Genomic DNA, 14,310 nt, shown 5'->3' with positions numbered 1-14,310 from the left:
CCGATGGCGCAACTTCCTGCTTCAATGCGTCGCAAACAACATGCGGCGGCAGTAACATCAATCCATGAAAAACCTGCTTCACTAAAAGATCGTTTGATCTATATTGGTGGCTGGATTATTTTACTTTTTGCAGCATGTGTTGCGCTTTTAGGAGCATATGGTAGTTATAAAATGCTTACCGATGCTCACGTCGCAAACTTAGAAGTGATTGGAACTCGTTCAGATGTAGAACAGCAGGCCTTAATTCGAAGTATTCGTCCATTCGTCGATAAAAACTATTTTACAGTTGATTTAGAAACCATACGCGACCAAGCATTGCAGCTCCCTTGGATTGATCAGGTGGTTATATCTCGTGCATGGCCTGATGAAATTAAAGTGAGAATTATTCCAAGACATGCTGTTGCACGTTGGGGTACAGGTCGTTTACTTAGTGACTCAGGGTTTGTATTTAAAGAAGTGACTGCACAAGACTATCAAAGTCTACCGTTATTGCATGGCCCTGTGAGTCAAGCGCCTTTTATGATGCGTCGTTACCATGAAATTAATCAACTATTCAGACCATATAATTTACATTTAACTGAGTTATATTTGACTGAGCGTATGACGTGGTTTATGCAATTTGATAGTGGTTTGCGCTTAATTGTTGATCAGGATCAAACCATGAGTAAATTACAACACTTAAGCCAACTCGCAGGACAAGATTTACAACCCGTATGGTCACAAATTTCAACAGTAGATTTAAGGTATAGAAATGGATTATCTATACAATGGAAGGGTATTCCTCCTGTATCACATGGTCAATTTGTTGTAACGAATCGTAGCTAAACCCTTGCAGATAATACACTTTTGGGGTGATAATGAGGGTTTTTACACATAAATAAAATAATCTCAAATTAATTAAACGATAAGTCAATGGTATTAGGTAATGAATGACGCTGTTCCTTCAGTAGTAGCAATAGATATTGGAACACATAAAGTATCTGTACTTATTGCAAAAGTACATGCACCAGACCATATAGAAGTTGTGGGAATGGCTTCTGCGCGAAATCAAGGCATGAAAAAAGGAAAAATCACGAGCCTCGATAAAATGATTGCTTCTATTAAGCAAGCTGTTTCAGACGTAGAAGACACGACAGAATGCCGTATAAATTCGGCATGGGTATCCATACCAAGTGCAGACTTAAAAAGTTTTTATGCCCAAGGTCAGGCTTATATTACTAATAATGAAAGGATTGTTACAACCAGTGAGGTGGTTTCAGTACTCGAGGCTGCGAAAAAAAATAAAGTAGAGCAAGAACCAGAATTGTATTTGACCAGTGCTGTACCACTGGGTTTTCAGCTTGACGATGCAGAACAATGGATTACTCATCCTGTTGGTCTAGGTGCAAGCAAAATTTCAGGGCATTATCAGCTCATGATGTTGCCGATCAATGAAATGCAAAATTTTGACCGTGCCATGAAAAGTGCAAATATTCGTGTTGAAAAAACGATTTTATGTGCTTTGGCCACAGCAGAAGCCAGTTTGTTGCAAGATGAAAAAGATTATGGTGTTTGTTTAGTAGATATTGGTGCAGGAACAACAAATGTTGCAGTATACTTAGAAGGGCATTTGGTCTTTGCTAAAACGTATGCGGCCGGTGGTGACAGCGTCACACACGACATTGCAGCAGTTTTACAAACAACAACAGAAGAGGCCGAACGCATCAAATTGTTTTATGGTAGTGTCGATCTTCAGGCGGTAAAGCCAGACCATATGATTCAGGTAAAAGGGATTGAAGGACCTCAAACGATTAGTCGCATAGAGCTGAGCGAAATTATTATTGCACGCTATGAGGAAATTCTACATACCGTAAAATATGATCTGATTGAAAGTGGTGCAATGAGTGGCTTGTATCATGGTGTTGTGCTCACAGGTGCTGCCAGTCAAATTGAAGGTGTGGTGAGTTTCTCAAGGCGTTTATTTGGTGTATCTGCACATTTAGGTAATTTACCCACCAGTGTGACCGCTACAGATGATTTGTTGCCCGCGCTGAAACGTCCACAATATGCAACAGCGATTGGTTTGCTTTTGTATAGTCAAAAAGAACCATCGGATGCCATAGACATCCAACCAAATGTTGATGAAAAAACATTTGTTGGCCGTTTAAAAAATGGTTGGGATCGTTTTCAAGCACAGCTCAAATCAATTTTTTAAGTCTTTTCGTTAGACAGTTATTGTACGGTTGTTGTAAGTCATAGAACTGAGGCTTGACAAGTATTACTTTGTCACTTCATTCTAAAAACACACTGTAACCCATTTAAAAATTAAAGGCAGTAAATGTTGTTTGCAAACTGCTAAACATTAGGAACACGTAAGGTCATGGCCTCATTTGAATTTTTAGAAGATGAACAAACCGAAGGTAACGGTCAAGCCCGTTTTACTGTATTTGGTGTAGGTGGTGCAGGTGGTAATGCTGTACAACACATGGTGGAATCAGATATTAAAGGCGTACGTTTTGTTTGTGCAAATACAGATAAACAAGCCTTAGATCGTATGAGCGCACCACATAAAATCCAGCTTGGGCAAGAAAGCACGCGTGGTTTAGGTGCAGGGGCAAACCCAGAAGTAGGTAAGCGCTCTGCAGAGGAAAGTCGTGAGCAAATCCGCCAACAACTCCAAGATGCAGACATGGTTTTTGTAACTGCAGGCATGGGTGGTGGTACGGGTACAGGTGCTGCACCAATTGTGGCTGAAATTGCTAAAGAAATGGAAATTTTAACGGTGGGTGTTGTGACGACACCATTTAGTTTTGAAGGCCGTCGTCGTCAGAAATCTGCTGAAAAAGGCATTGAAGAACTCGAAAAATATGTAGATTCATTGATTATTATTCCAAATGAACGCCTATTGAATGTCTATGGCGATATTTCAATGCAAGAAGCATATCGTCGTGCAGACGATGTGCTTTTAAGTGCGGTGCGTAGTATCTTTGATTTAGTTGTTCGTCCAGGACATATTAACCTTGACTTCGCCGACCTTAAAAATGCGATGAGTACACGCGGCTATGCCATGATGGGCGAAGGTAAAGGGTCTGGTCAAAATCGTGCAGAAGAAGCGGCACGTTTAGCGATTCGTAGTCCATTACTCGATAATGTTAATATTATGAATGCCAAAGGTGTACTGATTAATATTACAGGTGGTAATGATATTACGCTGAGTGAAACCAAGGCGATTACCGATGTTGTAAATCAAATTGTTGATTTAGATGAAGGCGATGTATTCTTTGGTACTGTATTTGAACCTGAAGCACGAGATGAAATTCGTGTGACAGTGATTGCAACAGGTTTAACTCGAAATACGGGCACGCAAACAACAAAAGTAAGTCAACCACAACAGGCTCAGATGCCTCATCAACAAACAAATACTGTAACAGATGAAGAGCTTCCAGCCATTCAGCGCCAGCAGCAAGGTATTGAAAATGCATTAAATAGTGCAGACAATACACAAACAGGTGCTAGACCAAACCGTATAAGTATTCAAGAATACCTTAAAAAACAACAAGGTAAGTAGCATTGGTATATTCAATTGATACGATCTAAAAAAAGGTAGGTACTGAACCTACCTTTTTTATTTTTTATCAATGGCGAAATGTGCTAACGTATAGCGGTTTTATTGGTGGAATATGAGTATAGATGTTAAAGCAACGTACCCTTAAACGTGTTGTTAGAGCCAGTGGAATTGGCTTACATAGCGGACAAAAAGTCATGATCAATTTTGTGCCGCACACAGTTGATTCGGGCATTGTTTTTCGTCGTATTGATTTAGACCCCATCGTTGACTTGCCTGCAGATGCAATGCTTATACAAGAAGCATTTATGTGTTCAAACCTCATTCAAGACAATACTAAAGTAGGCACAATTGAACACGTCATGAGTGCAATTGCTGCATTAGGTATAGATAATCTTATTATTGAAGTGTCCGCTTCAGAAGTACCTATTATGGATGGCAGTGCCGGGCCATTTATTTACTTGCTGATGCAAGGTGAGCTTGTAGAACAAGAAGCACCTAAAAAGTTTATTCGTATTTTAAAGCCTGTAGAAGCGCTCATTGACGATAAAACCGCAAAGTTTACCCCACATGCCGGCTTTCAGCTGAACTTTACCATTGACTTCAATCATCCTGCCTTTGCCAAAGAATATCAGTCTGCAACCATAGATTTCTCAACTGAAACTTTTGTGTATGAAGTGAGTGATGCACGTACATTTGGTTTTATGAAAGATCTCGATTTTTTAAAAGCCAATAATTTAGCACTCGGTGCCAGTTTGGATAATGCCATTGGACTCGATGAAAATGGTGTGGTGAATGAAGAAGGCTTGCGCTATAACGATGAATTCGTTCGTCATAAAATTTTAGATGCAGTGGGTGACTTATATCTACTGGGTTACCAGATTATTGCCAAGTTCGATGCATGCAAATCAGGGCATGCTTTGAACAATCAGTTATTACGCAATGTGAAATCAGATCCATCGAGCTATGAAATTGTAACATTTGATGACCTACATAAATGCCCGATTCCGTATGTTGCAGTCAGTTAAATGGCTAAAATTTAACAACTATTAAAAATTTAGTACAATACTAGATTTTGCAAATTGTAAGCTAAGATGAAGTGTTATTCTTTTTATTGCTTGCAAAGTTGTACATAGCTTGGCTAAGCTTAGGGTCATTCACCATTTGGGCTGCATTTTTTAACATGTTTTGTGTTTCTGTAGACAATGGTTGGGGCTTTATTTCATTGGTTTTTTTTACACTTTTTGTTCGTAATCGAACATGAATCTCCTGTAAATCTTTGAATGCTTCCATATGTGAAAGTTGTTGCACATAGTGCTTTTGTAAATAACCTACTTTACTAATCATGGCTTGGTTCTCACCAGAGAGTGTGAGTATACCGTTCTGATAGCGGGCAATTTGCCAGTGTTCAGGTTGTGGTAAAACAGGCTGTAATAGTTGAGTGAGTTTTTGCCAATACAAAACGTGTTGTGTGAGAGATTTAGCGGGGCTACTTTTCTGATTTTTTTGCTGGTTTTGGAAAAACAGATGGGGTTGTGCCATGTATGGTCTCTTATATGTATTAAATGAAGCTTAAAAGCTAATCTAGTGAAAGCTAACCGTCACGACTTTAGAGGTTTACTATGCGACGTATTTTGTGTGCGCTGTCAGTGGTTTTTGCATCTCCTGTAGTTTTTGCTGACTTGATGGACAATAGTCAAACATCAGTGACTAAAACAGACCGTTTAGAGCGTACTCTTGCAGAAGGCTCTTATGCGCAAGACTCAAATGCAGTAGTTGATACAAAGCAAATGAGTACTCATATTACGTTGCGTAATACCAATAAATCAACTGCAGCAACAAATACATCTTCAAAAGAAATTATGTCGTGGTTAACAAAAAGCCCATTGCCTTCAAGTGCTAAAATTAGCTCTAGCTTTGGGCAACGTGTTATGTTTGGCAAAAAAGAAGGTCATTCAGGCTTAGATTTATCTGCACCTACAGGCACACCCATTTATGCGTCTGGCACAGGGGTTGTCACTCGTTCGGGTTGGGTATCTGGCTATGGACAATTTGTTGAAATTAACCATGGTAATGGTTATTTGACACGTTATGGCCATGCATCAAGATTGATGGTGAGTGTAGGTGATCGTGTGAAAGCAGGGGCTGAAATTGCCAAAGTTGGTTGTACAGGGCGTTGTACAGGCCCGCATTTACATTTTGAAATTGTCTCAGATGGTATACGTCGAAATCCGGGTACTTATTTAGCAATGTTGCCATAAGATCAGCCCAAAAAATCGGTTATAATAGATATGGTGTAAAGAGATATAAACTGTACGAAAAGACTGTCTATGAAAAAATCGCCAATTTGGCGATTTTTTTTGTGTAAATAAGTGACTTATCTGCTACGTATTTATTTACGAAATGTTATTTTGGTATTGTATTTAATTCTAGCCATTACATGCCGCTATAAAAACATGGTAAAAATAGATGTGGCTAACGATTAACGATTAAGGAAAGGTGAAATATGGCGTACTATGGTGATACCGACGCACAAGAAACCCAAGAATGGCAAGATGCCTTTGACTCTGTTTTAAAACACATGGGAACAGATCGTGCTGCATTCTTATTAGAAAAGTTATACCAACAAGCGATTGCAAAACATGTTCCTATTCAGCGACTCAACACGCCATATGTGAATACAATTCCTGTAGAAGAACAAACGACCATGCCTGGCGACCGAGATATGGAACGCCGTATCCGCGCACTTATTCGATGGAATGCGTTGGCCATGGTACTTCGTGCCAACAAAACAGGTGATGATTTAGGTGGTCACTTAGCCAGCTTTGCATCATCTGCAACACTGTACGATGTCGGTTTTAACCACTTTTTCCGTGCAAATAGCGAAAACTTTGGTGGAGATATGATCTACTACCAAGGACACTGTGCACCGGGTATTTATGCACGCTCATTTTTAGAAGGGCGTTTGACTGAAGAGCAGTTGGGTAATTTCCGCCGTGAAGTAAATGGAAATGGTTTACCAAGTTATCCTCACCCATACCTTATGCCTGACTATTGGCAGTTCCCAACGGTATCTATGGGGCTTGGGCCAATCATGTCAATTTATCAAGCACATATTCAAAAGTATTTAATGAACCGTGGATTGATTAAAGAAGAAGACCGTAAAGTCTGGGCATACCTTGGCGATGGTGAAATGGATGAGCCAGAAAGCTTAGGTGCGATTTCTCTAGCAGGTCGTGAAAAGTTAGATAACCTCATTTGGGTGGTCAACTGTAACTTACAACGCTTAGATGGCCCCGTACGTGGTAATGGTAAAATTATCCAAGAGCTTGAATCTATTTTCCGTGGTGCAGGCTGGCGTGTGATTAAAGTGGTTTGGGGTCGTCAGTGGGATACGTTACTAGACAAAGACACCTCTGGTGCACTCAAAGCATGTATGGAAGAAGCGGTAGATGGTGATTATCAACGTTACCAAGTGAAAGGCGGTGCATACACCCGTGAACACTTCTTTGGTAAATATCCTGAAGCGGCTGAGTTGGTTAAAAACTTAAGCGATGATGATATTGACGCATTAAATCGTGGTGGTCATGACCCATACAAAGTACATGCTGCGTACACCGCTGCATCAAAAAGTAATGGTCAACCAACGGTGATTTTAGCCAAAACAGTCAAAGGTTATGGTCTATCTGATGAAATTGAAGCGGTTAATAAAACGCATCAAATCAAAAAAATGCAGTTAGAATCACTAAAATACTTCCGTAATCGCTTTAACCTACCGTTTAACGACGAACAGCTTGAAGAGTTGCCGTTCTATCGTCCAAGTGAAAATTCACCTGAGATGAAATATCTAAAAGCACACCGTGAATCATTGGGTGGATATTTACCTGCGCGCCGTAAAGACAGCGTTGCGCTGCCTATTCCTGAGCTTTCAGTATTTGATGCAGTACTTAAAGGTAGTGGTGGTAAAGAACAGTCAACTACAATGGTATCTGTTCGTTTAATTTCTGCATTGCTTAAAGAAAAAGCACTGAAAAACCATGTTGTACCGATTGTACCGGATGAAGCGCGTACCTTTGGTTTAGAAGGTATGTTCCGTCAGCTCGGTATTTATGCCGCTCATGGACAGCACTATATTCCAGAAGACCAAGAACAGCTCATGAATTATCGTGAAGCAAAAGATGGTCACATGCTCCAAGAAGGGATTAACGAAGCGGGTGCAATGAGTGCATGGGCAGCATTAGCAACCAGTTATTCAACCAATAACTTGCCAATGATTCCAATGTATATGTATTACTCTATGTTTGGTTTCCAACGTATTGGTGATATTGCATGGGCAGCAGGCGATGCACAAGCACAAGGCTTCTTATTTGGTGCAACTGCAGGCCGTACAACGCTTAATGGTGAAGGCTTACAGCACCAAGATGGTCACTCACATCTTTTAGCCAGCACCATTCCAAACTGTGTGGCGTATGACCCTTGTTTTGGTTACGAATTGGCTGTGATCATGCATGACGGCTTAAAGCGCATGTATGCAGAACAAGAGCGTGTTTTCTATTACTTAACAGTAATGAATGAAAATTACGAACACCCAGAAATGCCACAAGGTGCTGAAGAAGGTATTAAACGTGGTATGTATCTGTTACAAGAAGATGAAAAGGCGACTGTTCAGCTTCTAGGTTCAGGTGTGATTTTACGTGAAGTGATAAAAGCTGCAAAAATTTTACGTGAAGAATATCAAATTCATGCCAATGTCTGGAGTGTCACTAGCTTTAACGAGCTAGCGCGTGATGGTATGGTGTGTGACGAATATAACCGCTTACATCCAACGACTGACGAAACAAAAGAATCTTGGGTTTCACAAAAACTACGTGCAACAAATGGTATTGTGTTATCTGCAACGGATCATATGCGCGCATATAGCGAACAGATTCGTGCTTACTTACCAGACAATCGTCCTTATGTGACACTAGGTACAGATGGTTTTGGTCGTTCAGATACACGTGCAAATTTACGTAGCTACTTTGGTGTAGATGCAGCTCACATTGTCGTTGCAACGTTGAAAAAACTGGCAGATGAAGGCGAAGTGGATAACCGTTTAGTCAAAGATGCGATTTCTTCTTTTGAACTAGATACAGACCGTCCTGTTGCATGGGCTCCACAAGCACACCCTGAAGTACAAGCGGTTGCTGCATATGAAGAGCAATCAGGTGAGGAGAACTAAACAATGGAAATCAAAACACCTGATATTGGTGTAGATCACGCCACAGTTGCAGAGATTTTGGTTAAAGTTGGCGATCAAGTTGCTGAAAATGATAGCCTTGTTGTGGTCGAGTCTGACAAAGCATCTGTTGAAGTGCCAAGCACTTCGGCAGGTGTTGTGGCTAAGATTTTGGTCAAAGAGGGTGATGAGATTGCTCAAGGTACACCTCTGATTGAGCTAGAAAGTGGCGAAAATCAGGAAAAACCGAAAGCTGAAGCTGTGGAAGAGAAACCTGCGCCTGCACCTGAGCCAAGTAAAACCACAACTGTATTGCAAGAAAAGGCGAAGCCTGCTTCAAGTAGTACATCTAAAGTGGTTGAAGTGAAAGTCCCTGACATTGGTGTTGAAAAAGCATCTGTTGGTGAAATACTGGTCAAAGTTGGCGACAGTATTGAAAAAGATGACAGTATTGTTGTTGTTGAGTCAGATAAAGCGACTGTGGAAGTACCAAGTACCGAAGCGGGAACAGTTGAAAGTATTGCTGTAAAAGAAGGCGATACCATTCAAGAGGGTGTGCTTTTAATTACAGTCAAAACGGTCGGTGGTGAAGCACCTGAAGCTCCGCCTGTTCAAGTCAATAAAATACCTGCTCCGCAAGCATCTCATTCAAACCAGCAAGCGGATGCGGATACTCAACCTGCACAAAATAAACAACCGGCAGGTGAAATAGAGATTATTGTGCCTGATTTGGGTGTGGATAAAGCAGCCGTTTCTGAAATTTTAGTTAAAGTTGGCGATAGCATTGAAAAAGATGACAGTATCTTAGTCGTCGAGTCAGACAAAGCGACCGTTGAAGTACCAAGCTCTGCATCTGGTGTGATTAAGGCCATTCATATTGAAGTTGGGCAAGATGTTCGCCAAGGCATTAAAATTGCTACGGTAGAAGCAGAAGGCCAAAAGCAGAATGAAGCGCCTCAAAAAGAAACTGAACAAGCACCTGCAGCTCAATCTGAAAAATCACCTGCTACACCAAAGCCAGCTGAAAAATCGACCCCAGCTTCTGAATCTACGCATACAGAAAAGCTGAGCAAAGCACAGCAAGCAGAAAATGCAAAAGTCTATGCCGGCCCAGCAGTACGTAAATTAGCACGTGAGCTTGGTGTGCTCTTGGCAGAAGTGAAATCATCGGGACCGCATGAGCGAATCATGAAAGATGATGTTTTTGCTTATGTGAAAGGGCGTTTGACTGAAGCACCTAAAGTGGTTGAAAAAGCAGCCCCTGCAGTCAAGTCAGGATTACCAAAATTACCTGACTTTACAGCGCATGGTGGTGTTGAAGAAAAACCGCTCACACGTTTGCAACAAGTGTCTATACCGCAGTTGTGCTTAAATAACTTTATTCCACAAGTAACTCAGTTTGACCAAGCGGATATTACTGAGCTAGAAGCGTGGCGTGGCGAGCTAAAAGGTGGCTTTAAACAACAAGGGGTGAGTTTAACTATTTTGGCATTTATTGCTAAAGCATTGGCACACTTGTTAAAAGAAGAGCCATATTTTGCAGCCCATTTAGCTGATGATGAAAAGTCTGTGCTGCTGCGTAAAGAAATTCATATGGGCATTGCAGTGGCAACTCCAGATGGCTTAACTGTACCTGTGCTACGTAATCCAGATCAGAAATCAATTAAAGATATTGCAATTGAATTGGGTGAGCTGAGTAAAAAAGCACGTGAGAAAAAACTTTCTCCGAAAGACTTACAAGGTGCAAACTTTACGATTACCAGTCTAGGTAGTATTGGTGGTACAGCATTTACGCCATTGGTGAACTGGCCACAAGTTGCAATTTTGGGTATCTCACCTGCGACCATGCAACCTGTATGGAATGGTAAAGACTTTGAACCACGCTTAATGTTGCCATTGTCACTGTCTTATGACCACCGTGTCATTAACGGTGCAGATGCTGCACGTTTTACCAATAAATTAACGAAACTGCTTTCAGATATTCGTTCTTTATTGCTTTAAACTGTAATTTAATCATCATAGAAAGACTCTGTTCATCGGGGTCTTTTTTTATGATACAGGCGATTTTAAATAGTGCTGTAGATGACGTCTTTAATACGTATAGTTTTTCTAGATTTAATTTCATTGGTGAGCTGATATTGAATAAATGTACAGCTTGTTAAAAAAAAACACACATAACCCATTCAGAATGGTATTTTTTAATAAAGTCTTTCTGTTTCATATCACGCATAATAAAAAAAACTCTTTAATGGATACCTACGTGGATATAGCAGTCATTGGAAGTGGCATGGCGGGACTAGCTACTGCACGAATTTTAAAAGATGCCGGGCATAATATTACTGTATTTGAAGCACTACCTGGCCGAGGAATCGACAGCCACAGTATTGCTTTTGATGGTGGAATGATTGATGTACCACTACGTGTAATGAACCCCTATCTTTGGAAAAACACATTAAGTTTAGCCACACACTTAGGCATAGATACTTTTCCTGTACGTACATATATGTCGTGTAGTTGGTTATTTGAAGATAAAATTGAAACATGGTTGACGACTTCTAGAGCACCGATTGGTAATTTTCCAATTATTAATAATCGTAAAGGCTTACAGCAGTACGGCGTGCGTTTAGTGAAAGGCATGTTGCAATTAAAAAGTGCGATTTACCGCTTTTTTAAATCGAAGCGTCAAGATATTACTTTATCTGAGTTTATTAATAAAAATGAGATTGAAGAAGTATTTTGGCATGGGGCGATCATGCCTGTGTTGTATACCATTTGTACCTGTAACCCTCAAACGATTGGTGAGTGGCCTGCCAAACCGTTATTGGTTTTTTTACAACAATTAACCAATGGCGATCAGTTACTGCGTTTACAAGGCGGTGCGCCTGCATTTGTAAGTAAACTAATTGATGGCATAAATATTGAAAGCGGTTCGGCTGTCACGAAAGTAGAGCTTCAGGGTGAGAAGGTTTATGTTGAAAATGCAGCAGGCATTAAACGACAATTCGACCGTACAATTGTAGCGACGCCAACCAATAAGTTAGAAGAGTTTTTAAACTTAGAACAATTCGCCGATGATTTGGCCTTACTCAAACAGTTTAAGTTTGAAGAAGGTGATTTGGTTATACATACAGATGCTACAGTTATGCCACCACGCCGTAAAGACTGGTCTGTACTCAGTTATATGATGGATCGTCCATTTACTAAACAACAGTTTACAGTATGGATGAATGCCATTGAGCCAACGTTGGTGGGTAAAGAGGCTGTATTTCAGACATGGCGACCTGTGATGCCGATTGACCAGAAAAAAATTGTTTCGACTGTAAAACTCAGTCGTGCAGTGGTGAACTCACAAACGATTGAACTGAACTCTGAACTGCAACGCCGTCAAAAGGCAACTGACCGTAAGGTATATTTTTGTGGTTCATGGTCATGTGATGGCTTACCTATTTTAGAATCTGCCGTGACATCTGCCATGCAAATTGCAAAAAACCTAGGTGCACCACTTCCATTTGTAGGGTTGAAACCTAAAGTGACAGTGGCACCAGAGTTAGGGTACTAAGGTGCATAAATTACCTCAATTTCGCTGGGCATTGGCGCATAAATATGCGATAGATGCCAGCCAATTGGGGGATACTGAAACCTGTGCATGGACAAACTTAGGTTTATGGCACTCAAAAAACCAAAGTTATGTCCAAGCCTGTGAGCAGTTGGCAATCAATTTAGCCAATCAACTGCAAGTATGTAAAACCGATCACTTGTTAGACTTAGGTTGCGGACAAGGCGCAAGTCTATTTTTTTGGCAACGGTATTATTCAGTACAGCAGATTACTGCTGTGGAATTACAAGCAGATTGTGTAAGAAATATTCAAAATAGGTGCCAAGATATACAGGTTTATCACAGTTCATTTTTGTCACTTGATTGTTTAAAACAGAAATATGATGTGATTGTCTGTATAGATGCTTTATATCACAGTGGATTGAGTGACTTTTTTAAAGCGATTGCACATGTAGTAAAGCCAAACACGAGAGTTGGTTTTCACCATTTACTCCTGAATGAACGTTGGCAACAGCAAACATGGCTACAAAAAAAGACATACCAGTACTTATTGAAAGTAGCCAATGTTCAGTTTAAACACATCGAAACAGCAACAACACTTCAATGCATGGTTCAATCCCAAGGCTATAATGACTTAAATATACAAGTACTTAGCCAAGATGTATTTGCAGGATTTGCTCATTACGTTGAACATTTACCTGCAGAAAAACTTAAAGGACTGTCTGGGCTAAAAATTAAAATGACGGCAAAACTATGTCAAAAACTATACCAAGATGGTTTAATTGATTATGTACAAGTGACAGTATCTAAAGATTAGCTCGTTTGTTTTCTTCTGAACCGAGCAAATAATCGTTGACCAAACATATTAATACAAAGCCCTACACCAATGACGAATACGCCGATATATTGTGCGTAAGATAAACGCTCACCTAATACAAGAAAACCTGTAATTAAGCCAACAACAGGAATAAGGAGTGTAAGTGGTGCAACTCGCCATGTTTCATATTTATTAAGCAAGTAGCCCCACAAACCATAACCAATCAATGAACAAACAATAGAGAGGTAAAACACCACAAAAATATCTTTGGCTTGTATGTGTATAAGGCTATTGCTGATTTTATCCATACCATCAAGCCATACAGAGCAGAGGAAAAATGGAATAATCGGTACAAGACCTGCCCAAACGACTAAAGACAGTGCATTCACATTGGCATGTTTTAAAATTACTTTATTACAAATATTACCAATTGCCCAAGACAATGCTGCGGCTAAAATAAATAAAAATGGAATGAGAGGCACATGGCTATTCATACCTGCTTTACTGACGGCCAAAATAACTAGTCCAACACTGGCAACAAGCATGCCTATAATGTGTTGTATTTTCATATTTTCTTTTAAAAATAATACGCCTAATAAGAGTGTAAAAAAGACTTGTGCTTGTAAGGCTAAAGAAGCAATCCCTGTTGGCATACCTAAGTGCATGGCAAAAAATAGTAAGCTGAACTGACCAAAACTAATGGCCAAACCATAACCTAAAATAAGTCGCAGTGGTACAGGTGGGCGTTTAATAAAAAATATGGCAGGAAAGACCACAAAAACAAAACGTAAACAGCCCAATAGGAATGGTGGGATATCTTGAACGCCAAATTTAATTACTACAAAATTGACACCCCATGCCAAAATGACAATACATGCAAGTAAGAAGTCTTTAATGGTCATGAGGAATACCTTTTTGTTTTTGTGTTTATAACATGGCTAAGCAACTGTATACAATATAAGCCTTACTTATTATTTAGTAGATTTCTTTGGTTGCTGTATTTCTTGTTATCTCACTCAATTTGAATATAAGAAGGGAATAGACTCGAATGTCTTCCCAAATTTTTAAAACGATTAACTCTTTGTAGTCATATAGAATATATCTACATTATCTTTGATAAATAACAATAAATTCTAACAACTTGTTTAAAAATGGTCTCATATGACTTTTAGATT

At 39.9% G+C, this 14,310-nt stretch carries 11 protein-coding genes; 9 read left to right on the top strand and 2 right to left on the bottom strand.

Annotated elements, in window-relative coordinates; translation table 11 throughout:
* Nucleotides 1–3 precede the first annotated feature (3 nt).
* From BLS38_RS01245 to lpxC, 4 genes are all read left to right on the top strand, one after another.
* Nucleotides 4–825, top strand: a complete 822-nt coding sequence (locus BLS38_RS01245) for a cell division protein FtsQ/DivIB (protein WP_092746514.1) — start codon at nucleotides 4–6, stop codon at nucleotides 823–825.
* Between the two features lie 100 nt (nucleotides 826–925).
* Entirely contained in the window at nucleotides 926–2,194 is a 1,269-nt protein-coding gene (gene ftsA, locus BLS38_RS01240; protein ID WP_092746513.1) for a cell division protein FtsA, read from the top strand.
* 165 nt (nucleotides 2,195–2,359) lie between these two features.
* The gene (gene ftsZ, locus BLS38_RS01235; RefSeq protein WP_092746512.1) at nucleotides 2,360–3,547 is read left to right on the top strand and encodes a cell division protein FtsZ; all 1,188 of its coding nucleotides are present in this window, start codon (nucleotides 2,360–2,362) and stop codon (nucleotides 3,545–3,547) included.
* A 122-nt stretch (nucleotides 3,548–3,669) separates the two neighbouring features.
* Nucleotides 3,670–4,572, top strand: coding sequence for a UDP-3-O-acyl-N-acetylglucosamine deacetylase (gene lpxC, locus BLS38_RS01230; protein WP_092746511.1), 903 nt, complete (start codon nucleotides 3,670–3,672; stop codon nucleotides 4,570–4,572).
* 61 nt (nucleotides 4,573–4,633) lie between these two features.
* Here the strand turns inward: lpxC and BLS38_RS01225 are convergent, their stop codons facing one another.
* Complete coding sequence (locus BLS38_RS01225; RefSeq protein ID WP_092746509.1) at nucleotides 4,634–5,086, bottom strand: DUF721 domain-containing protein; 453 nt, start codon at nucleotides 5,084–5,086, stop codon at nucleotides 4,634–4,636.
* Nucleotides 5,087–5,166: 80 nt separating this feature from the next.
* Here BLS38_RS01225 and BLS38_RS01220 point away from each other — a divergent pair, with 80 nt between their 5' ends.
* From BLS38_RS01220 to BLS38_RS01200, 5 genes are all read left to right on the top strand, one after another.
* Entirely contained in the window at nucleotides 5,167–5,805 is a 639-nt protein-coding gene (locus tag BLS38_RS01220; protein WP_092746508.1) for a M23 family metallopeptidase, read from the top strand.
* A gap of 245 nt (nucleotides 5,806–6,050) precedes the next feature.
* Nucleotides 6,051–8,765 carry a pyruvate dehydrogenase (acetyl-transferring), homodimeric type gene (gene aceE, locus BLS38_RS01215; RefSeq protein ID WP_092746506.1) on the top strand — a complete coding sequence of 905 codons (2,715 nt, stop codon included), beginning with the start codon at nucleotides 6,051–6,053 and terminating at the stop codon, nucleotides 8,763–8,765.
* Nucleotides 8,766–8,768: 3 nt separating this feature from the next.
* Nucleotides 8,769–10,763, top strand: coding sequence for a 2-oxo acid dehydrogenase subunit E2 (locus BLS38_RS01210; protein ID WP_092746505.1), 1,995 nt, complete (start codon nucleotides 8,769–8,771; stop codon nucleotides 10,761–10,763).
* 259 nt (nucleotides 10,764–11,022) lie between these two features.
* On the top strand, nucleotides 11,023–12,321 hold the full coding sequence (locus BLS38_RS01205; protein ID WP_213030488.1) for an FAD-dependent oxidoreductase: 1,299 nt from the start codon (nucleotides 11,023–11,025) through the stop codon (nucleotides 12,319–12,321).
* Between the two features lies 1 nt (nucleotide 12,322).
* A complete protein-coding gene (locus BLS38_RS01200; protein ID WP_092746504.1) occupies nucleotides 12,323–13,135 on the top strand; it encodes an SAM-dependent methyltransferase in 813 nt (270 codons plus the stop codon).
* Here BLS38_RS01200 and BLS38_RS01195 read toward each other — a convergent pair.
* Entirely contained in the window at nucleotides 13,132–14,037 is a 906-nt protein-coding gene (locus BLS38_RS01195; RefSeq protein ID WP_092746503.1) for an EamA family transporter, read from the bottom strand. The genes BLS38_RS01200 and BLS38_RS01195 overlap by 4 nt on opposite strands.
* Nucleotides 14,038–14,310 lie beyond the last annotated feature (273 nt).

The organism is Acinetobacter boissieri (assembly GCF_900096955.1).
Classification (GTDB): Bacteria; Pseudomonadota; Gammaproteobacteria; order Pseudomonadales; family Moraxellaceae; genus Acinetobacter; species Acinetobacter boissieri.
Note: the sequence above shows the minus strand (reverse complement) of the source record. Positions and strands in the feature narration are given on the sequence as shown.